The following is a 20,500-nucleotide window of genomic DNA, read 5'->3' on the forward strand; positions in this document are numbered from 1 at the left end:
GGAGGCCGTGAGCGCAGCGAACGGGGAGAGGGTGACGAGTACCGGCAAGCCATGGGAAATACAATCAGCTACTAATTCAGGTCCAATCCCCATTACGCAAAACTAAGCCCACCCCCACCATGCAAGGGCACAAGCCGAAGGATCAGCCTCCCAACTTATCGTAAACTAACCCCATGCTTGCCCTCCTCCTCGCCGCCACCATCATCAGCCCACAAAACCCCGAATTCATCGTCCAGCCCTACTACATCTATCCCGCCGACCAGCCAAGGCACGAGGAGTACGTCAAGGCCATTGACAAATGCACGAAAGAGGTTCAGGCTTGGTACAAGAAGCAAGCTGGCGTTACCTTCAAAATGGCCCCCCTCAAGATCATTCAATCAAAGCAGACATACGCCCAAATGCGCGGCAATCCACGCCCCGACACCAACGACAAAAAGCTTCTCAACGAGATGCCCAATTGGTGGCCCGCACTGGAGCAAACTCTTGGAGGCTGGCCACAAAAGCAGGTCTCTTGGGTCTTCGCCCAAGGCGGCGGCGGGATCGCCCAAGCAAATTTGGTGAAGGACTGGCAGGGCATGGGCATCTTCGGCGACTGGGTGCTCGAACCCATCTCAGGCGTGCGTGAAGAAGCCGCCGTCCACTCAGGATTTGCAACCTGGGAGGTCGAAGGCGGCACTCCTATCGGCACCACCGCTCACGAACTCGGCCACGCCTTTGGCTTGCACCACCCCGACAATTACGAAGGCAAATCCGTGATGCGCGCTCACTGGGACTACCCAAGCACCGGACTCCTCCCCCACGAAATCCTCATCCTCAAGAACTCGCCATTCTTCGTCGCCGACGCTTATGACAAGGAAGCGCCTCACCTTGACTTCGAAAACGCAGACGTGATGAAATGGGGAGAGACGGTTCAACTCACCGGCAAAGGATTCGACTGGCGTGACATCGTCGAGTTCGTCGCCGTCGATAGAACCGTAAGAATGCCCGCGACCTTGGTAGACGGCAAACTCGAAGTGATCGTGCCGGACAAGCAAGGGCCGGGGTTTATCCGCATCAAACAGGGTAATTTACGATCAAATATCGTACCGGTGAACTTCTATGAAAAATAAGCCCATTATTCCGCTGGCCATCCTCGCCGCCGTTGTGGCAATCGGCGCCTATGTGACCTTCTTGTCGCCCGCTGCCAAAGACAAGGTTCTGCAAGCCGAACTCGAAAAGGCTGAGATTAACCTTGGGACCTACCAAGAGGTCGATCAATATCCGCCCGCGTATCTCGCTCGTCTGGACGAGGTCTACACCAAGCTCGCGGACTTGCATTCCGACAAGCCGGAATACATGCTCGAACTCGTAAAAACAGCTTGCTATAAACAAGACTTCAACCTTGCCGAGGACCGCATCGAGACCATGCGCCGAAACTGGCCCGAAGCCCCCGAGACCGCCGAGGCCCCAAGGTATGTCCTGCAATACAAAGACTACTGGGCTGGAGCCGAAGAGCGTAAAACTCAGCGCGAAGAACGACAAAAGCGCGCCGAAGAGCGTCGAAGACAGCGCGAACAGCAACAGCAAGACGGTGGCGCGGGCAATGCTGACGGTGGCGCCCCCGGCGCAGGTGGCGGACGGCCTGGAGGCGATGACCAAACCGGAGCCGCTGCTGGTGGTCCAGCCCCCGATGGTGCCACGGGCAGAAGTCGCCCCGGTGGTGGAACACCCGAGAGCACAACAGGATCGACGGCCCCCAGCGGCGGCGCAACCGGCTCTCCCGATGGATCTATGGGCCGAAGACGTCCTGGTAGCGGTGGTGGAGCGGCCCCGTCAGGTGGCGCAGCGCCCTCTACTGGCACCGACACCAAGCCCCCTGCCAACGGCGAGAAGACTGCCCCCGCATCCAAATCCGGCGGCGCATAATCCTTCGATAGCCTCCAACACCCCCTCGCCCTGCGACGAAGGAGCGAGGGAGAGGGGGCAGGGGGTGAGGGTCACCCCCGACGCAGTCGGGGAAAAGCATGCTGGTTCAGTTCAAGAAACTCCCCATCCAACCACCAATCCAAAATCCAAAATTCGGACATTCAATCGGCGCAAGCCCTACTCTTCGTCCTCATCCTCATCATCCGATATCTGCCGCACCTTAAACTCAAACCTTCGCTTGCGAATAAATTCATCCAGAGCGAATTCAATCTCCCCGTTGACACTGCGAAAGTCCGCTTCAGCGAGACGCTGAAGCTCATCGAAGAGCTTTTTATCGAGCCTGAGCTGGAGGATTTTCTTTTCGGACATGGTTTTTAGAGATCAGAGATCGGAGGCCGGAGCTAAGAAGGGAGAAACCGGAGACGAGAAAGATACTGATCTCCGATTTCAGATTTCCGATCTCTCACTACGTATACAGCGACCCCGTATTCAGAACCGGCTGCGCTGCCGACTCGCTGCACAAAACGACCATCAGGTTGCTCACCATCGCCGCTTTGCGCTCGTTGTCGAGATCGATAACGTTGCGCTCGGCAAGATGAGCAAGCGCCATCTCGACCATGCCCACCGCGCCATCGACAATCCGCTGGCGAGCCGCAATGATCGCCGCTGCCTGCTGCTTGCGCAGCATCACGCCCGCAATCTCCGGAGCATAAGCCAGGTGCGACAGCCGTGCTTCAAGCACCTTCACACCAGCTCGGTTGAGCTTGTCCTGAACCTCGTCTTTGAGGTGGGCAGAGACCTCCTCTCCGTTTCGCATAAGCGAAATCTGATCGTCCTCGGAATCGTATGGGTAGCTCGACGCCGAATGCCGCAAAGCGGTCTCAGTCTGCAGCGCCACATATTGCGCATAGTTCTCCACCTCAAAGCACGCCTTAAACGTGTCTTCCACTTGCCAGACCACGATCGTCGCAATCTCGACCGGGTTGCCCACCAGGTCGTTGACTTTTAAGCGATCTCCATTAAGCGTTTGCGCCCTCAGCGAAAGCGTGATCTTGCTGTAAAACGGGTTCGCCCAGTGGAATCCATCGTCGCGTACGGTGCCGACGTACTTTCCAAAAAGCGTCAAGACCTTGCTCGTGTTTGGCTGAATCACGAAGAAGCCTGGCATCAGGAAGATGCCCACTAATATGGTCCCAAACATCATGATGTATTGGCCCGTTGTGTTCCCCGGCCCGCCTTGTTCAGTCGATGACGAGATCAATGCGTACATCGAATATCCGAACCCTGCCCATACCGCCAAGGTGACAATTAGCATAAGCCAGCCCGATAGGGCACGAATGTTTTTTTCTCTAGTCATGGATTTGTCTCCCGACATCATAATGATAGCATAATGATATGATTTTCATATCAAAATGATATGATAGTCCTATACAGGGAAAGAGGTACGAATTTTGGATTTTGGATTGCCGATGCCGATCGCTGATTTCGGATTTTGGATTTTGGATTTTGGATTGCCGATGCCGATTGCCAATTGCTGATTTCTGATCGCTGATAGCCGATAGCCGATAGCTAATGCCCCTTACAACCCTTACTCCTTACAATCCTTACGGCCCCTGCAAACACCTATACATTTCTCTACCGTCTTGGCTATAATTGCTCCCATGGCTGACCTCCTTCAGGACCGCCAAAGGAAGCTCAATACCGCCGTTGCTCTGACCCAAATGACGGTCGCACGGGGCTGCACTCCCAACGAAGCCGCGAGTGCGCAAGAGAGGTTGAATGCGCTTTCTGAGAAGTACCGCTTCACTGCGGTTGAACTTGCCACGGGCTACCTTGAGCACAGACCAAGCTCAAAACAAAAGCCCGTTGAAGAGAAGCCTTGGCGCGCAAGTCGAACGAAGTGCGATCCCAAATACCGATCGGGCAGGATGTGGCGACCTCAGGGAGGCACCGAGATTCCGATTGAGGAGATGGACGACAACCATCTGATGAACGCTTTCATCCTGCTTTCGGAGCGGTTGTACGACCCTGCATTCACGAAAAAGTGGCCGATCTATAAGCTGCGGCTCAGTTGGTTGGCTGACGAAGCTCAACGAAGAGGAATGGACTTGTCGGATTTCTAGCAGGCGGCGATCAGCTATCAGAAATCAGAAATCAGCATCGGCAATCCAAAATCCAAAATCCAAAATCCAAAATCGAAAAATCTGATCCAACTGCCCGATGCCGTCTCAATTTGTTGTGTGTCATCTGGCGAATGTGTGTCCTTCAGCATTTGAGATAGCGCTGAAATGCCAAAACTGCGGAATAGCGAGGGCCGCTACCGGGTATCTTTCTCAACTGTGATGAGGGCATGGGCAATCGCCATTTTGGCGTGCATAACGACAGTCGCCCACGCTCAGAGAATCCTCCTTGTTCCGCTTGATAGCCGTCCGGCGGCAGGCCAATTCTCTCAGATGATCGGGAGGATGGCGAGCGTGGAGGTTCAGCTGCCGCCCTACAATCTTCTTGGCCGCTATACCGAGCCGGGGAAGCCCGATCTCATCTTGGACTGGCTAGAACAGCAAGACTTTAAGACCGTCGACGCGATTGTGATCAGCGTTGACATGATGGCCTATGGCGGACTGATTCAAAGCCGTGTTGACGACACCTCACTTGATGTGGCGCAAGGGCGGTTGAAGCGGCTTGTTGACCTCAAAAGAAAGCATCCCGAACTCCGGCTTTACGCTTTCGCGGCGATCATGCGGCTCTTTCCGACCTCTACCCGAGCCAACGCGAGTTGGCGCCTCAACCTCGGGCGCTATGCCGAGTTGAAGGAGCGCTGGGTTCGGACGAAGGACAAGGCGATCAAGCAGCGGCTTGATGCTCTCTCGACCAAGATTCCTCCCCTTGAGATCGACCGATATGAGCGCACACGCGCGCGAAACATGACGATCTCGAAGCTTCTGCTTCAGCATTCGAAGGCGGGGATTTACGACTATCTCATCTTTGGGCAGGACGATGCCCAACCGTTTGGCCCGCACATCCCCGAGCAGCAAACCTTGAAAGCAGAAGTCAACCGCTTGCAGATCGGAGGGCTCGTGTATCAGTGCGAGGGTATTGACCAGCACTCCAATATCCTTCTTAGCCGTGCCCTTCTCAAAATCGAGGGGTGGGTGCCCCGAGTGCGCATCGTCTACAGCGATGAAGCAGGAAAGAAAAAGGTCGCCAACTACGAATCCAAAAACGTTGAGACCTCTCTGCGCGACCAGCTTTTTGCGAGCGGAGCACGTCCGATGCTCACGAACGGCTCATACGATTACACGCTTTATGTGAACACCCCCGATCCTCGGCCTGACCGCTTCCAGGCGTTCTTGAAAGCTCTCGATGAGGAGATCGACCAAAGCTTCCCGGTTGCGGTCGCCGACATCAACCTTGGGCACGACGGCACCGCCGACATGCGGCTGTTTGACACGATCTGGAAGAACGGGCGAATGGTCAAACTGTTGAGCTATGCCGGTTGGAACACGGCGGGCAACACGATGGGAACCTCCATCCCGGCGGCGAACATCTATTTGCTGGCTCGGCGACTCCAGGTAGATCCTCTTCAGCGCGAAGTTGCGCAGAGGGAGTTCTTGCTTCATCGTTATGTGAACGACTTCATCTATCACAAGTACATCCGACCTAACGCCTATTCGCTGATCGACAGTTTGCCGAAGGCCAGTCGAGAAGAGACTTTTGGAGAGGAGTTTGAGCAGGTGGATGCGCTGGTGCGAGTGAGCATGGCGAAGGAGTTGCAGCGCGTCTATACCGAGCAGTTTGCGGGCAAAACTTTCTTTGCGGGGGACAGTCAGTACGTGTTCAAGGGCCTGAGCGATATGAAGATTTTTCTGCCGTGGCCCAGGGCGTACGAGGTGCGGCTGGAGTTTCGGATGGAGACGGAGAAGCTTGGCGGGTGAGGGGGCGGCGATCAGCGATCAGCGATCAGCTATCGGCTATCAGCTATCAGCGATCAATGCTCTTCCGGAGTTTCACGCCGAGTTCACAGAGAACACAGAGTTTTGGCAGACGTTGGGAATCTAACCTTACAACCCTTATGCCTTACAATCCTTACCTCTTACTCGCACGACGCTTCGATCACTCAATCGCAGCTTGCTGTTTGAGGTGCGTTAGCCTCTCGAATTCGTTATAGAAAATATATTCGTCTTGCGAGAGGATCTTATACGCTGCCTTGAAGTGCGGTTTGGATGCGCCGGACATGCCAAGAGCGACCATGTTTTCGCCGATCTCTTCGTGGGCGTAGCCGTCGGTTTCATCTTCCGCCGCCAAGTCGCGAGCCATTTGAAGGGCGGTCGTGTAGTCGCCAAGGAATCGCAACGTTTTTGCCACCGCATATCTGGCGTGACGAAGCTTCATGGCGTTACCCTCTTCTCGCCGGAGCGGGACGGCTTTGTGGAAGCTGTCCAGCGCCAACCCGTACTCTTCGCGCTCGAAGTAGGTCCAGCCGATGTTGTTGTAGAGGCTCGCCATCCACTTTTGAGCTTTGGGGTCTGGCGATTTACTGGCGAGCTCCAGGGCGCGTTCGTTCCACTCCAGCCCTTTGTCTCCCGGCTCGACAATTCCGAGCATGTGGGCAGCATCTACAGCAAGCCCATCAATCCCTGACACCGAAGAGGCGAGTCCCCACGCGTGCATGAAGATGCTGTGGCTCTCCTGCTTTTTGCCTGATGAATTGAAGACCCTTCCGCGCTCAAGCAGGTAGCGGACGCGCAGTCTTGGCCTATCTTCGGTGGCGTGAGGCTCGACTTCGTCGAGGACCTTGTGGGCTTCGTCGTACCGGCGCTGAAGTCCGATGGAGCGGGCCAACTGTGTTTTGGCTTCAAGAACAAAGTCGGAGACGCTGGGTTCATCCATACCGGGCTCAAACTCAGCGATTAGGTCTCGGAAGCGCTGTTCGCTGGCCTTCGGATTCTCGAAGGTCCATAAAGAATCGAGGTCGGGAAGGTTCGCAACTGACATGCCTCTATTATTCGACATTTCTCGCCCATGTCCTTCAAGACTCGATTGTTAGGAGTCGGTGAAGGTGATGTCAACGATGAGTTAAACCCCTTGCAGGGTTAACAGTCGACTGCCAATCTGCAGTTGGAGGTACCCATGCGAAAAGCTTTTACACTGATTGAACTTCTTGTGGTGATCGCGATCATTGCCATTCTTGCCGCCATCCTGTTCCCCGTTTTTGCGCAAGCCAAGGCTTCTGCCAAGAAGACGGCCTCGATTTCGGGTCTCAAACAGGTTGCCCTCGGTTTGCCGATGTACTCTGTGGATTACGACGATATTGCCGTTCCCGAGTATGGCTACGGAACGCCGACTCAACCTGACGCTTACCTTAATGGCAACACCTGGGTCGGACGAATCTACCCTTACGTGAAGAACCGCGGCATCTTCTTCGACAAGCTCATGAACGAGCCTAAAGGGGACTTGTTCCCCGATCCATTCTTCCCTGGCTACACCTACCGCTGGGAATGGATCACCAACTTCTCACTCAACACCGACGGCTATTCTCGGCGGTTCAGCGGTGACAGTTGCAACAACATCTCTTGGACGACGACGGGCTACCGTTCCTTGACTTCTTTTGACGACTCGGCGGCGAGGCTGGCCGTTGCCGTCACTCGATATGCAAACCTCGATTACGCGTGGATGCGCTTTTATGGCATCGATGCAAGTTGGCCGACGATTGATCGCTATGCGACTGGGTGGAGTTGGTATCAGGTGATTTGGGATTCTCGCCGGCAGTGGGGCAACCGGTTCACGGGAGCCTTTGCGGATGGACACGCCGGTAAATACGGTCGAGAAAAGTTCGTCGGCTATTACGCAGACAATCCTTCGCAATCGGAAGCAACAACCTATGCGCAGTACTGCCAGCGGATGGATGACAAGAACCTGTGGTCATTCTGGGGACGTCCGTGGGCAGAGTAGCTCTGTTGGCGCTGTTCGGCGGCATCCTCCTGCTTGGGGGGTGCACCAAGGCTGACGATGCGGAGGGGCAGAATGCCCGCAATATGACACCTCAGCAGGAGAGCGAGCAGCGAAAAGATGCCTATTCTGCCGAGCAAAGGGAAGCCAGAGCGAGCCGCCCTCGGTAGCCCAGTATGAGAAAAGCCAGCCTTGCGAGGATTGCGAGGCTGGCTTTCACTTAGTTTTTTTGGCACAAGGGTTGAGGCGTTGGTAAGTCTGCCCTCAGCATGCAAGAAACGCTACGAGAACTTCTTGTAGTTGTTCTCGAACATTGCGCGAAGCTCTGTTGCCTTGGCGTCGTAAGCTTCCTTGTCTTCCCACGTGCTGCGGGGGAGCAGAACCTCATCCGGCACGTTGGGGCAGGTGGTGGGGACGGACAGTCCGAATACCGGATCGGTCGCGTACTCCACGTTGTCGAGCACTCCGCTGAACGCAGCGTGGATCATGGCTCGCGTATAGGAGAGCTTCATCCGGTTGCCGACTCCATAGGGTCCACCGCTCCAGCCCGTGTTAATCAGCCAGACGCGTACGTTGTGCTTGGCGATCTTTTCTCCAAGGAGCTTTGCGTAGCGGGCGGGTGGCAACGGCAAGAAAGGTGCGCCGAAGCATGTGGAGAAGGTGACCTGCGGCTCGGTAACGTCGGCTTCTGTGCCGGCGACCTTTGCCGTGTAGCCATTCAAAAAGTGATACATCGCCTGCTCGGGGTTGAGCCGTGAGATGGGGGGCAGCACTCCGAAGGCGTCGCAGGTGAGGAAGCAGATATTTTCGGGATGTCCGCCGATGCTGGGGATCACGGCACCTTCGATGTACTCGACCGGGTAGGCGCATCGTGTGTTTTCGGTGAGCGAGCCGTCGTCGTAATCCGGTTCGTTTCGGCTGTTGAGGACTACGTTTTCGAGGACGGAGCCGAATCGGATCGCGTCCCAGATTTGGGGTTCGCCTTGCTTGCTTAGCTTGATGCACTTGGCGTAGCATCCGCCTTCAAAGTTAAACACTCCCTTCTCATCCCAGCCGTGCTCGTCGTCACCGATGAGGCGTCGGGTTGGGTCGGCGGAGAGAGTCGTCTTTCCGGTTCCGCTCAGGCCGAAGAAAAGTGCGGTGTCGCCCTTCTCACCGATGTTTGCGGAGCAGTGCATGCTCAGGACGCCCTTCAGGGGGAGCAGATAGTTGAGGATGGTAAAGACCGACTTCTTCATCTCACCCGCGTAGTGGGTGCCCATGATGAGAACTGTCTTTTCGGCAAAGTTGAGCGCGATCACGGCTTCGCTTCGGGTGCCATCGACAGCGGGATCGGCTTTGAGCTCGCAGAGGTCGATGACGGTCCAATCGGGGACATACGTCGCAAGCTCTGTGAGTTCGGGGCGGATGAGGAGGGTCTTGATGAAGAGGGCGTGATAGGGTCGCTGGACGATGAACCGGGCTTTGATGCGGTGCTCGGGGTCGGCTCCGCCAAAGGTATCGACGACGTAGAGCTTCTTGCCCTTGACGTATTCGTTTGCCTTGGCGAGGAGCTTTTTGAACGTCTCGGGCTCCATCGCGGCGTTGTTGTCCCACCAGACGTTGCCTTCGCTCTCTGCATCCCGGACGGTGAACTTGTCCTTGGGTGTTCTTCCCGTATATTTGCCGGTATAGGCTACGAGAGCGCCGTTGTCGGCAAGCTTATCGCCCTGTCTTACGGCGTGTTCGACGAGAACAGCAGAGCTGAGGTTCGTAAAAAGTTCGGAAGCCTGGTCAAGGTTCAAAGGGCCGGATAGCGAAAGCGGTGACGACACTGTCATGAAGATGATCCTCGGGTTAAGATTCGAGGACGACAAAACGCTGTCCTGCTTGAAATCTTGTGTGCAGTTTACCTTTTGGACACAAATGGGTCGGGTAGGGTTAAGGAGAAGGTCATGTTCCCACTTGAATACAAAAAACTCGCCGATGAGCAGATTCAGCAAGGTCTCCTTTCGCTTGATGGATGGGCTTACGATGGCAGCCAGATCGTGAAAACGTACTCGTTTTCGAAATATCCGGAGGGGCCAGCTTTTGCCGTAAAGGTCGGGGAGCTTGCGGAGGAGTTGAACCACCACCCGGACATTTTGATCACTTGGTGCAAGGTTCGAGTGTCGATGAACACTCATGATGTGAGCGGCATCTCTCCCTACGATTTTGAGCTTGCCAAGAGAATCGACCTCGCTTGAGCCGCCAGCTAAATCTTGTCTTTGTCGAACGGCCATTGATAGGGGCCGTGGATGTTTCCATCGTCGTCGATAAGGCTGAAGCAGCAGTGGGGCGTATCAATCGACCAATCCCCTGAGTTTAGGTAGGTGAGCCCTCCGGGGAATCGGTAGCAATCGGGGATGTGGGTGTGCCCGAACGTCACCACTTTCACGGTTCCTTTGCTGCCTCCGAGTTCGCGGAATCGGCGTCTGGCGGCGTGTCGATATCGGTGTCGGGCGAGCCATTCGATCGGCTTATCGCGATATTGGGGGGATTTTTCGCGTTCGGTGGAGGGCCATCCGTACAGCTTTTCGTCGTAGACTCCGGCGGCAACCATCTCAAACATCTCCATCTTTCGGGTGTCGGTTTTCTTGCCCATGCCGGTGCGTCCACCTCTCTGCATGACGGATTGGATGCCCACTCTGGTGAGGTCAAGGAGGGCGTACCGCAGGTAAAGCCAAAGGAATGGATCGACGAGGTGTCCGTGTTCGATGTAGACCGCTGATCGGTCGGTGGCGCGGTAGATGACGCTTGGCCCCCATGCGATCTGGGCGGGCCAGAATGATTGATCTTTGCGTGCGAATCGGAGGCCGTTGATGCCTATGTCGTGGTTGCCGGTGAGGAAGATGCAAGGGTAGTCGCCACGGCCCACCATCGTGCGGCTGAGCGCCCCAATTTCGGATAGAACTTGATCGAATTCGGGCTGGAGGCTGCCGGGGACAATTCGACTGTCCTTTAAGAAGAAGGATACGTTTCCTTGAGAATCCAGTTGGATCGGGGCGTTCTCGGCGGGGAAATGGTTGGGGTGGGTGGGGAGGTCCATCAGGTCGCCGTTTAAGTAGAAACGCTTCACCCGGGGGTTGGCGGCGACGTGCTTGAGGAATGCTTGGAATTGGGGGAGCTTTTGGTCGCCAAAGCCGGAGTAATCCCAGAAGTCGAGGTGGAGGTCGGAGACGAGAACGGACAGGCTTCCTGTTGTTGGCGGGCCGGAAGCGCCTAGGGGTGTTTCGTGGGATTTGCGGCGTGGGTCGAGAAATCTTTCGGTGAGGTACTCCTGAATCGGTCCGGCGACGGCCGTCCAGACGAGCGTGATGATGAGCGCCCAAGCAAGACCACAGGCCAAGCCAAATCCGTAACTCATGAGCTTAAGGGTTTCCATGAGCTTACATGCCGGACGCGGCTTTGTCGATCCTGCCGATCACCCAGTTGATGGCGAGAAGGCCGACGATAATGCCAAACCCTGCGCCAAATCCACCGGTGAACCCACCCCAAAACGGGGTTTTGTCGATTCGGAACTCTTTGATCCCGAGCCAACCCAGAAGTGGGATTGCGGCAGAGAATAGGAGAAACCCAACGACGAGACCGGCGATGAAGCTCTTCAGCGTGTTCCTCATGGGCTTACGATAGCACTTCGGTTGGGGTGCGGCAAGGCTGGCGGGCAAGTTCGTCAGATAAGTGCAATGGGGGGATGGGCTCAGCCTTGGTTGGAGGGGAGTGTCCTCAGGCCGGTGGGGGCGGGGATAGGTTGCTGTCTGCCAATCCGAAAGTTGGCGATCTACGTCACCCTCTCCCCTACCCCTCTCTCCCATCAAGGGAGAGGGGATTTTCCCGAGTTCGTGTAGTGGCGCGAGCTGTAGCCTCCAGCCTTTGGGAGGGTGGAAGCATGGGGTCACGGTCACTGAGGACAGTGACTCTCCAGCCGTGTTTTCCAGATCGCGGTGCGGCTAAAGCCGAAAGAAGCGGTTGTCGTCACCCTCACCCCCTGCCCCTCTCCCATCAAGGGAGAGGGGGGTCCCCAGTTCGTACCGTAGTTTGAGGTGTAGCCTCCATCCTTTGGGAGGGTGGAGGCATGGAATACGGTCACTGAGGACAGTGACCCTCCAGCCGTGTATTCCAGATCGCGGGGTGGCTAAGGCCGAAAGACGCTATTAGCGTTGGGAAAGCGCAGGAATCAAAACAATAATATTTTGTTTGATATTCACCAATAATTTGATATAATCAAACTATCCATGCAAGACGAACTCGTCGAGCTGGTTTTGGAGTTGTATCCGCTCATCTATTTCGGCTGTCACACGCGGCACGAGCCCGACCCTGAAACCAGGAAAGGACTCACGCACCAGCAAGAGATGATCTTGGGACACCTCGATGAAGAGGACGCGACCAACTTGAATTGGTTGGCCTCTCACATGGGGGTGACACCGTCGACGATGAGCATTCATGTGGACCGGTTAGTGAAGAAGGGGTTTGTCCAGAGAGTTCAAGCTCAGGACGACCGTCGAAAAGTTGAGCTGCGGCTGACGCCTGAGGGCGTGGCGATCATTGCATCGCAAAATGTGCTTGATCCCGAGCGGGTGGCGCTTATGCTTGAGCGTTTGACCCCGGATCAGAGGAGAGAGGGCGTGGAAGGGTTACGACTTCTCGCTGAGGCAGCAGGGCAAATCGGTTATGGATACGGCTCCAAAGACGACACTTAGGAGCAACACCGTGAAGCGGAGGAAGAAACCGATGATGATTCTTTTGTATTGCGTTTTGGGGCTAGTTGGCCTGGTCGCACTTTTGGCGATCATTGGCTCGTTTATGCCCAAGTCGCACACGACGATCAGCCAAATCACCTTGGACAAGCCACGATCGGAGGTCTGGGAAACGATCAGCGATTTTGAGCATCAGGATTGGCGCACCGATCTCAAGAAGAACGAGCGGCTGCCGGATCAAGACGGGAAGCCTGTGTGGAAAGAGTCTGTGAGCGATATGGACCTCGTCTTGCGCACCGACGTTTTTGACGCCCCAAGCCGGATGGTTCGCACCATCGCCGATCCGAAGCTGATGTTTCAGGGGCGGTGGGAGTATGAGCTTGAGGATGAGGGGTCGGGTTGCAAGCTGAAGATCACGGAGCATGGCGAGGTTGCCAACCCGTTGATTCGATTTATGAGCTTGTTCTATGATCCGTCGGCGACAATGCGGGAGTATATGACGGGCTTGGCGAAGAAGTTTGGGGAGGAGCCAAGGATTGAGGTTCTGAGGAAGAAGTAGGGGGCCTCTGTGACGCGGCCCGTTGAGTGGCCTCCACCCTTTGGGAGGGTGGAGGCATGGGGTCATGGTCACTGAAGACAGTGACCCTCCAGCAGCGCGCAGTTTGTGGGGCGTGGGCTAAGGCCGGAAGTAGTGATTGTCGTCACCCTCACCCCCACCCCTCTCCCATCAAGGGAGAGGGGATTTCCCCGAGTTTGTGCCGTGGTCAGTGGTGTAGCCTCCACTCTTTGGGAGGGTGGAGGCATGGAAGACGGTCACTGAGGACAGTGACCCTCCAGAGGTGCTGTAGTTTGTGGGACGTGGGCTAAGGCCGGTAGTAGCGATTTTCGTCACCCTCTCCCCTGGCCCCTCTCCCATCAAGGGAGAGGGGATATGCGCGGTGTTGGAGTGAGGGTTTCCTCCCCCTTGATGGGGGAGGAATCAAAGGAGGGGGTGATTGGACAGCTCAACCTGCCTCGTCAACGAAGGGCCTCACGACCGACGTTCCGCTTGGGGAAAAGCTGCGGTCATCCTCACCCTCTCCCCTGACCCCTCTCCCATCAAGGGAGAGGGGCTATCTCGAAGAGCCGGGGAAGGGTCTGGATTACACTGAATCCGGTTCTGGCGGAGCCGTTCGCTTTCTTCGCTTTTGAATCTGCCAGATGATGAGCGGTGTGATTGCCAAGGCGGGGAGGTATGAAGCCGTTTCGACTCTCTTCATATCGAGCAAGCCGAAGCCGATCGCCACCAGCATGAGACCGCCGGTTGCCGACGTCTCGATCAGCATTTCGGCGTTCTCGGCGAGCGGTTTGAGTTGGCGGGCGAGGAGGGTGAGGATGCCCTGGAAAATAAGGACGATCCCGGCGACAACGACCATCGCTATCCCATCCTTCCCAAGCGATACGGCAAAAAAGAAGGCAACGATGCCATCGAGGGTGGACTTGATGGCGAGCAGGTCGATCTTCTTTTCGAGTGCGTCTTGCATGCAGCCCAGCAGCGTCATGGGGCCCACGCAGAAGAGCACGGAGGTTGTAATGAGGGCTTCTTGGAAGTGCTGCGTTCCACCGCCTGCAAAGTTCGTCTTTGCCCAGTCTGAAAACAGTTCGATCCCGTGGTGGATGCCAAGCAGCAGTCCAAGGCAGCCGCCAATGACGAGTGAAATGGCCACGACGATGATGTTCTTGGTTTCCAGAAACTGTTTGAGCCCTATTCCGACCGTAACGAGGCCGAGCGCGGTGATGGCGATGGTTTTGTACTCCGTTGGGATGTACAGTCCGACGGTCATGCCCAGCACGCCTCCACCGGCAACTGTGGCTGTGTTCAGAAGCGTTCCGCGCATGGCTGATGATTATGGACGGTTTAGGGATGGTGGGGGTGATTGGTTAGACGCAGAACCTGCTCTGGGCACTTGCGGAGCCTTGTTTTCGTCAGACTCTCCCTTGCCCCTCTTCCATCAAAGGAGAGGGGATTTTCCGGAGTTCGTGCCGCGGTTGAGGTGTAGCCTCCACCCTTTGGGAGGGTGGAGGCATGGACGATGGTCACTGAGGACAGTGACCCTCCAGCGGCGCTGTAATTTGCTAGGTGTGGGCTACGGTCAAGGAAGCGGTTGTCGTCACCCTCTCCCCTAGCCCCTCTCCCATCAAGGGAGAGGGATTCTCCCGAGTTCGTACCGTGGTTGAGGTGTAGCCTCCACCCTTTGGGAGAGTGGAGGCATGGAAGACGGTCACTGAGGACAGTGACCCTCCAGCCGTATATTCCAAGTCGCGGGCGGCTAAGGCCAAGGAAGCGGTTGTCATCACCCTCTCCCCTCTCCCATCAAGGGAGAGGGGATGTGCGCGGCGTTGGAGTGAGGGTTTTTTTCCCTTGATGCGGGAGGAAGCAAAGGAGGGGGTGATTGGACAGCTCAACCTGCCTCGTCAACGAAGGGCCTCACGACCGACGTTCCGCTTGGGGAAAAGCTGCGGTCATTGTCACCCTCTCACCTCCCCCTTTCCCATCAAGTGAGAGGGGATTCACGCGGCGAAGGAATGAGCGTGAGCCCTATGCCTCCCGTCAAGGAAGAGGGGAGTCCTTGTTTCGGGGAGAGAGATGCGGGGTCACTTGATTCGGCAGGAAGAGACGCCCATCTTTTCGTAGTATCGCTGGTGATACTCTTCGGCTCGGTAGAACTCGCCAGCGGGCGAGAGCTGCGTTGCGATCTGACGATTTGCATTGCGCGTTGCGTTGATCGAGTCCAGATATGCCTGAGCCTGCTGCGCTTGCTCATCGGTCGTCGTGAGAATAATGCTTCGGTATTGCGAACTTGCACCCCGGCTGAACGATGCGTCGTGGATCGAAAAGAACTGCTTGAGCAGGGTCTCATAAGTGACCATGCTTGGATCAAACTGCACACGTACGACCTCGGCATGACCGGTGCCGCCATCGCAGACCGTTCTGTAGGTAGGGTCAGGGGTGTGCCCTCCGGCATACCCACTCTCGGCTTCAACCACTCCGTCCAACTGACGGAAGGCGTCTTCTACGCCCCAAAATCAACCGGCGCCGAAGATCGTGTATTCCAATCTTGAGTTTATTGTGTTCATGTCTACAGTCAAAGAAGTATTGAAATCGCATTTGGATTCCAGGGCCTAGCGTTCTTGCGGGACCCTAGACGAATCGCACAAACCGACTTGAACGGTTCCTTATTGCCTGTGCACAGGGGCATAATCGGGGAGCGGGCTCCCAGGGGAAGGTGGTTTCTCGCAATATAGCAAGAGTGAATGATTGTCTCTTGCAAAAGCGCAAAGCCGCGAAGTGAATGCAAAGGTGAATGATTGTTTCTCGCAAAGGCGCCAAGTGAACGCACAGGTGATTCATTGATTCTCGCAAGGACGCCAAGATACGAAGTGAACACTCAGAGATTTATCGGACTCATGAAACGCCTCATCTCCCAGATATGCACGATTGCGCTCGTCGCTGGCGTTTTGTTCATCTGCCTGTCGTGCAAGCGTGCGGAGGCGGGCAACAAGGTTGTTATTCGCATCTCGAATTGGGGCGGCGTGCAAGACGACAACGAATATGAGCGGACGATCAAGGCGCTTTACGATCAGTTTGAAAAGGAAAACCCCGATACCGACGTTGTGGTTGAGCGGGTTGCGGGCGAATACGTTCCCAAGATGCTTCTAAGCTTTGTGGCGGGGGCGGAGCCGGACATCATGACTTTGGATGCCAGCAGCGCTGCCGTGTTCATGAACAACGGGGTTCTCAAGGACCTCAGCCCGTTGATGGAGGCCGAAAAGGACTTCAACTTGGACGATTATTTTCCGAACGTTGTGGACATTGCACGGCGGGGCGATAAGCTCTTTGCGGTCCCGATCGACTTCACCCCGATGGTGCTCTACTACAACAAGAAGATGTTCCGCGATGCGGGCGTGCCCTATCCGAAGCCGGGTTGGACGTGGGACGAGTTTCGGGCGACGGCAAAGTCGCTGACCCGGGGAGAGGATCAGTACGGATTTGTCTTCGCCAATTGGATGCCCGGTTGGATCATGTGGCTTTGGAATAACGGTGGAGACGTTCTTTCCCCCGATGGCACGAGAGCCTCTGGCTACCTGGACAGTCCACAGAACGCCGAAGCCGTTAGCTTTCTCCGCGACATCATCAACGTCGACAAGTCAGCCCCAACGCTCAGCCAAGCCGAGTCGATGGGTGTTGATCTCTTTGCCCAAGGCAACGCAGCGATGACGATTGTTGGGCATTGGGCGATCGTGGGCTATAAAGCTCCAGGCTCAAAGATTAGGGTGGAGGATTTGGGGGTTGTGGAGTTGCCGCGCAAGGTCCATGACCAGTCGGTGACTGTGATCTATGAAGCTGGTCTGGCGATGAGCAAGAACTGCAAGCATCCAGAGGAAGCTTGGCGGCTGATCAAGTTTTTGACCAGCTATCGGTATCAGAAGGCTTATAACTCGACGGGGATTGCGATCTGTGCACGGAAGGATATTGCGGAAGAGCATGCGCAAGGGGAACTGGAGGAGTCGTTCTTGCGGATTGTGCCGAGTGGGCGGGTGCCGTGGGGTGCGAAAGTCGAGGGTTATGATTACGTGGAAACGATGGGGGTGCAGTTGATGGACAGCGTTCTGAAGCAAGGGCGCGATCCACAGCAGGCGTTGACCATGGCGGCGAAGAAGATCGATAAGGATTTTGCGAGGAAATGATGGGGGAGGAATCAAAGGAGGGGGTGATTGGACGGCTCAGTCAGCGTCGTCAACGAAGGGCCTATAGCCCGGCCTTCCGTTTGGGCGGAGGCATCGGCAGTTGTCACCCTCTCCCCTACCCCTCTCCCATCAAGGGAGAGGGAGGTTCCCTCTCTCGGCGACTGTCGTCACCCTCTGCCCCGGATAAATCGGGATCTAAGGACCTGCTCCTCTCCCATCGAGGGAGAGGGAGGGGGCCGCAGTGAAGCGTTCCCGAATCGGCTACCTGTTTGTGGCACCGGCTTTTGTTCATCTGCTGGTGTTTGCGTTGATTCCGATCCTTTACGCGCTGTATCTCAGCTTCTTCAAGTGGCACATTCTGAAGGAAGAGAAACCGTTTGTGGGGATGCAGAATTACGTGGACGCAGTAACCGATCCGCCGTTCTGGAATGCGATGTGGAACTCGCTGCGGTATACGCTGGTGAGCGTTCCGGTTGGGCTTTTGGTAGCGCTGCTGGTTGCGATTCTGGTGAACCAGAAGATGCGCGGAATGACGATCTTTCGCACGATCTATTACATCCCTTCGATCTGTTCGGGCGTTGCTATCGCGATGATGTGGATTTACATCTATCTGCCTACCAACGGACTGATTTCCGGCACCCTCAACGCCATCGGGATCAAGAACGAGATCAACCTTTTGAACAACGTGGCAACAGCGATGTGGGCACTGGTTTTCATGTCGATCTGGACCGGGCTGGGACCGCGGATGGTGCTGTTTTTGGCGGGGTTGGTGGGGATCCCACAATCGCTTTATGAGGCGGCTCAGCTTGATGGTGCGAACAAGCTGCGCGAGTTTTGGTCGATCACGCTGCCGATGCTGGCCCCGACCACGATGTTTGTGGTGATCACCAGCACGATCTCGGCGATGCAGATTTTCACGCCGGTATATATGATGACCAAGGGCGGGCCGGAGGGTTCGACCGATGTGATCGGCTACCACATCTACACCGATGCTTGGCAGAAGTTTCACATTGGGCTGGCGTCGTCGAAGTCGTTCTTGCTGCTGATTGCGATCTTGGCGGTGTCGGTGTTTCAGTACCGGTTGATGAAGCGGCAGATGGAGGGCTATAGTGCGGGATAGTCAAATCAAACTCGTTGGTATTACGCTCGTACTGGTCGGCTTTGCTCTGGAAGTCTATGGCTGGTGGCAGGTCGTTTTCGTAGAGGCAACCGTATTGGCATTCGTAGCAATCTTTGCGGGAGTTATTCTTGGTTTTATAGCGGTCACGATGACCCCGAGGGGAGGTCGCAATGCGTGAAGATCAAGTTGACCGTGGGTGGCGACGCATTTGGCTCTTTTTGGGAGTCCTCGTCGCGCTCTTGTTGCCGATCGCTTTTGTACCGGTCGAGCCCTTTGCAAAGCTCATTCTGGCCTGCATTGCGATATTGCTGACTTCGAGCATCCTTGTGCCTTCGATTGTGGAGCCAGTGAATCCCGACGCGGCAAAGTCGGTTCGGATGGGATTCAACATCGTCTGGCTGCTCGCGCTTGGCGTCTTTCTTATCGCGCCGTTTGTTTGGATGATCTTGATCTCGCTGCGTGAAAGCAACACACCTATCCCGAGTCTTTATGAGGTGATTCCCGAGAATGCGCATTGGGAGAACTACGCGAAGATCGTCACGATGGAGGACATCCCGGTGCTGCGGTTCTTTTGGAACTCAGTGTTTGTCTCCGTTAGCGTTGTGCTTGGGCAGTTGCTCGTTTGTAGCATGGCGGCGTATGCCTTTTCCAGGCTCAAGTTTAAGGGTCGGGACAGCCTTTTTATGGCGTTCCTGTTTAGCATGATGTTCGGCGGGCCGGTGGTGCAGATTCCGGTCTATCTGATGATGCGGGGCTTTGGGTGGCTGGACACTTATGCAGCGCTGATCGTCCCGGGCGTGAGCAGCGCTTTCAACGTTTTTTTGTTCCGGCAGTTCTTTATGCAGATTCCGATGGAGCTTGACGAAGCCGCGAGGATCGACGGAGCGGGGGAGTTTCGCATCTATTGGAAGGTGATTTTGCCGCTGAGCAAGGCGGCCTTGGCGACGGGTGGGGCGTTCACTTTCTTTGCGGTTTGGACCGACTTCTTCTGGCCTTTGCTGGTGACGAATTCGATGGAGATGCGGACGCTGGAGGTTGGGCTGAGCGTGTTTAAGACGAGCTATGGAAACAGCAATTGGCCGTTGCAGATGACGGCAGCGGTGGTTGTGCTGATCCCGATGCTGCTGGTTTTCCTCTTCACTCAGCGGTTCTTTACAAAGGGCGTTGTGATGGGGAGTGTGAAGTGATTGGAGATCAGATTTGGGTTGAGGAGGGAGCTGCTCTTATGGAGAAGCGAGGCGTCACCCCCACCTCGGTCCTCCCCCGTCAAGGGGGAGGAGGACGTCCCTCTACACATGCGGGGATATCCAGGTCTGTGATCGGCAATAGCTAGTAGCAGGGAGCTTTGACATAGGATGCGGAGTTCTGATTGCAGATTTCGGTCCTCATACTCCCCCTTACAATCCTTACCCTTTACGATCTTTACAACTATTGCCGAGCCCAGAAGCAAAAAAAGCTCCCCACGCTCAACTGAGCGCGGGGAGCTTTGAATTTGATTACCGAACCTGATCGGCGATGTTTCTTCGAATCATCGCGTCGGCGATTTCGTCGCCTGTTGGGTTGTATTGACCGGACTCGATCTTCGCCTTGAGTTCTGCAACTCGATCTTCTCGGTCTGGCATTTCAACGACCAGCTTCGTGACGGCCTCGACCATTTCTGGTTCGATCGGATATTCCGGGTCGTCGATGCCGTGCGCCAGGTCTTCGATGTCGCTGATGACTCCGCGACCCATTATTCTCTTTACTTCTTCGTTCGAAATTTGCATGGAAACCTCCAAAGACTTCCTGCCTCCGAACAGGCAACCCGGCCATCTCGCGCTTGTTTACGGTGCGAGATCCGTTGGCTTTGCGTGATCGGGGTCACCCCCGTCTTGCCGTTTTTCTGATCGAGGCGGTTAACCTCTTGTTCCTCATTAAGGTCGTTTCTGAGAAATCTTTAGAGGGAGAGGGGAGAGTTTTTGGATTTTGGATTTTTGTGGGCATTGGGTTGGATGTATAGAGAGTCTCCCTCCTCGTTAATGCCAAAGGCTTAATGAGGAGGGAGTCGGGGGTGGAGACAACTTCCAACATCCCGGGTTTAGCC

The 20,500-nt window shown here is 55.7% G+C and carries 23 protein-coding genes and 1 riboswitch; of the genes, 13 read left to right on the top strand and 10 right to left on the bottom strand.

The annotated features are described in order from the left end of the window. The first annotated feature begins 173 nt into the window (after positions 1–173). Positions 174–1,109 carry a hypothetical protein gene (locus tag KF784_03235; GenBank protein ID MBX3118051.1) on the top strand — a complete coding sequence of 312 codons (936 nt, stop codon included), beginning with the start codon at positions 174–176 and terminating at the stop codon, positions 1,107–1,109. Further along, entirely contained in the window at positions 1,099–1,905 is an 807-nt protein-coding gene (locus KF784_03240; GenBank protein MBX3118052.1) for a hypothetical protein, read from the top strand. The genes KF784_03235 and KF784_03240 overlap by 11 nt, the downstream gene beginning before the upstream one ends. Before the next feature lie 177 nt (positions 1,906–2,082). Here the strand turns inward: KF784_03240 and KF784_03245 are convergent, their stop codons facing one another. Together KF784_03245 and KF784_03250 are read right to left on the bottom strand one after the other, a co-directional pair. Next, complete coding sequence (locus KF784_03245; protein ID MBX3118053.1) at positions 2,083–2,274, bottom strand: PTS ascorbate transporter subunit IIC; 192 nt, start codon at positions 2,272–2,274, stop codon at positions 2,083–2,085. A gap of 97 nt (positions 2,275–2,371) precedes the next feature. Beyond that, on the bottom strand, positions 2,372–3,262 hold the full coding sequence (locus KF784_03250; GenBank protein ID MBX3118054.1) for an SPFH domain-containing protein: 891 nt from the start codon (positions 3,260–3,262) through the stop codon (positions 2,372–2,374). Between the two features lie 304 nt (positions 3,263–3,566). Between KF784_03250 and KF784_03255 the strand changes: the two genes are divergently transcribed. Then, positions 3,567–4,028 carry a hypothetical protein gene (locus tag KF784_03255; GenBank protein MBX3118055.1) on the top strand — a complete coding sequence of 154 codons (462 nt, stop codon included), beginning with the start codon at positions 3,567–3,569 and terminating at the stop codon, positions 4,026–4,028. Positions 4,029–4,193: 165 nt separating this feature from the next. After that, on the top strand, positions 4,194–5,840 hold the full coding sequence (locus tag KF784_03260) for a DUF4127 family protein (GenBank protein MBX3118056.1): 1,647 nt from the start codon (positions 4,194–4,196) through the stop codon (positions 5,838–5,840). A 178-nt stretch (positions 5,841–6,018) separates the two neighbouring features. Here the strand turns inward: KF784_03260 and KF784_03265 are convergent, their stop codons facing one another. Next, positions 6,019–6,900: a tetratricopeptide repeat protein gene (locus KF784_03265; protein ID MBX3118057.1), complete on the bottom strand. Its 882-nt coding sequence runs from the start codon at positions 6,898–6,900 to the stop codon at positions 6,019–6,021. Positions 6,901–7,035: 135 nt separating this feature from the next. Here KF784_03265 and KF784_03270 point away from each other — a divergent pair, with 135 nt between their 5' ends. Together KF784_03270 and KF784_03275 are read left to right on the top strand one after the other, a co-directional pair. Next, on the top strand, positions 7,036–7,857 hold the full coding sequence (locus tag KF784_03270) for a prepilin-type N-terminal cleavage/methylation domain-containing protein (protein ID MBX3118058.1): 822 nt from the start codon (positions 7,036–7,038) through the stop codon (positions 7,855–7,857). Beyond that, on the top strand, positions 7,845–8,024 hold the full coding sequence (locus KF784_03275) for a hypothetical protein (GenBank protein MBX3118059.1): 180 nt from the start codon (positions 7,845–7,847) through the stop codon (positions 8,022–8,024). Before KF784_03270 ends, KF784_03275 begins: the two co-directional genes overlap by 13 nt. 111 nt (positions 8,025–8,135) lie before the next feature. On the opposite strand, the gene pckA is transcribed toward KF784_03275, so the two are convergent. After that, on the bottom strand, positions 8,136–9,674 hold the full coding sequence (pckA, locus tag KF784_03280; GenBank protein ID MBX3118060.1) for a phosphoenolpyruvate carboxykinase (ATP): 1,539 nt from the start codon (positions 9,672–9,674) through the stop codon (positions 8,136–8,138). Positions 9,675–9,788: 114 nt separating this feature from the next. Here pckA and KF784_03285 point away from each other — a divergent pair, with 114 nt between their 5' ends. Continuing rightward, positions 9,789–10,079, top strand: a complete 291-nt coding sequence (locus KF784_03285) for a 4a-hydroxytetrahydrobiopterin dehydratase (GenBank protein MBX3118061.1) — start codon at positions 9,789–9,791, stop codon at positions 10,077–10,079. 8 nt (positions 10,080–10,087) lie between these two features. Here the strand turns inward: KF784_03285 and KF784_03290 are convergent, their stop codons facing one another. Then, positions 10,088–11,257 (bottom strand): metallophosphoesterase, encoded by a 1,170-nt coding sequence (locus KF784_03290; GenBank protein ID MBX3118062.1) that lies wholly within the window; start codon positions 11,255–11,257, stop codon positions 10,088–10,090. Positions 11,258–11,261: 4 nt separating this feature from the next. Continuing rightward, positions 11,262–11,492, bottom strand: a complete 231-nt coding sequence (locus KF784_03295; GenBank protein ID MBX3118063.1) for a hypothetical protein — start codon at positions 11,490–11,492, stop codon at positions 11,262–11,264. Positions 11,493–12,107: 615 nt separating this feature from the next. Between KF784_03295 and KF784_03300 the strand changes: the two genes are divergently transcribed. Beyond that, positions 12,108–12,572 (top strand): MarR family transcriptional regulator, encoded by a 465-nt coding sequence (locus KF784_03300; GenBank protein ID MBX3118064.1) that lies wholly within the window; start codon positions 12,108–12,110, stop codon positions 12,570–12,572. A 31-nt stretch (positions 12,573–12,603) separates the two neighbouring features. After that, the gene (locus KF784_03305) at positions 12,604–13,128 is read left to right on the top strand and encodes an SRPBCC family protein (protein MBX3118065.1); all 525 of its coding nucleotides are present in this window, start codon (positions 12,604–12,606) and stop codon (positions 13,126–13,128) included. A 583-nt stretch (positions 13,129–13,711) separates the two neighbouring features. Here the strand turns inward: KF784_03305 and KF784_03310 are convergent. The 3 genes from KF784_03310 to msrA all read right to left on the bottom strand — a co-directional run bounded on the left by KF784_03310 (position 13,712) and on the right by msrA (position 15,605). Continuing rightward, entirely contained in the window at positions 13,712–14,446 is a 735-nt protein-coding gene (locus tag KF784_03310) for a DUF554 domain-containing protein (GenBank protein ID MBX3118066.1), read from the bottom strand. 238 nt (positions 14,447–14,684) lie between these two features. Continuing rightward, positions 14,685–14,903 (bottom strand): hypothetical protein, encoded by a 219-nt coding sequence (locus tag KF784_03315; GenBank protein ID MBX3118067.1) that lies wholly within the window; start codon positions 14,901–14,903, stop codon positions 14,685–14,687. 300 nt (positions 14,904–15,203) lie between these two features. Next, entirely contained in the window at positions 15,204–15,605 is a 402-nt protein-coding gene (gene msrA, locus KF784_03320) for a peptide-methionine (S)-S-oxide reductase MsrA (GenBank protein ID MBX3118068.1), read from the bottom strand. A 411-nt stretch (positions 15,606–16,016) separates the two neighbouring features. Here msrA and KF784_03325 point away from each other — a divergent pair, with 411 nt between their 5' ends. From KF784_03325 to KF784_03340, 4 genes are all read left to right on the top strand, one after another. Next, complete coding sequence (locus KF784_03325; protein ID MBX3118069.1) at positions 16,017–17,297, top strand: sugar ABC transporter substrate-binding protein; 1,281 nt, start codon at positions 16,017–16,019, stop codon at positions 17,295–17,297. Between the two features lie 241 nt (positions 17,298–17,538). Next, a complete protein-coding gene (locus tag KF784_03330; protein MBX3118070.1) occupies positions 17,539–18,417 on the top strand; it encodes a sugar ABC transporter permease in 879 nt (292 codons plus the stop codon). Further along, positions 18,407–18,595: a hypothetical protein gene (locus KF784_03335; protein ID MBX3118071.1), complete on the top strand. Its 189-nt coding sequence runs from the start codon at positions 18,407–18,409 to the stop codon at positions 18,593–18,595. Before KF784_03330 ends, KF784_03335 begins: the two co-directional genes overlap by 11 nt. Beyond that, positions 18,588–19,604: a carbohydrate ABC transporter permease gene (locus KF784_03340; GenBank protein ID MBX3118072.1), complete on the top strand. Its 1,017-nt coding sequence runs from the start codon at positions 18,588–18,590 to the stop codon at positions 19,602–19,604. The genes KF784_03335 and KF784_03340 overlap by 8 nt, the downstream gene beginning before the upstream one ends. Before the next feature lie 309 nt (positions 19,605–19,913). On the opposite strand, the gene KF784_03345 is transcribed toward KF784_03340, so the two are convergent. Beyond that, entirely contained in the window at positions 19,914–20,183 is a 270-nt protein-coding gene (locus KF784_03345) for a flagellar biosynthesis anti-sigma factor FlgM (protein ID MBX3118073.1), read from the bottom strand. Between the two features lie 29 nt (positions 20,184–20,212). Next, positions 20,213–20,303: riboswitch (cyclic di-GMP riboswitch) on the bottom strand. Positions 20,304–20,500: the final 197 nt, after the last annotated feature.

The sequence above is a fragment of the Fimbriimonadaceae bacterium genome, assembly GCA_019638775.1.
GTDB lineage: Bacteria > Armatimonadota > Fimbriimonadia > Fimbriimonadales > Fimbriimonadaceae > JAHBTD01.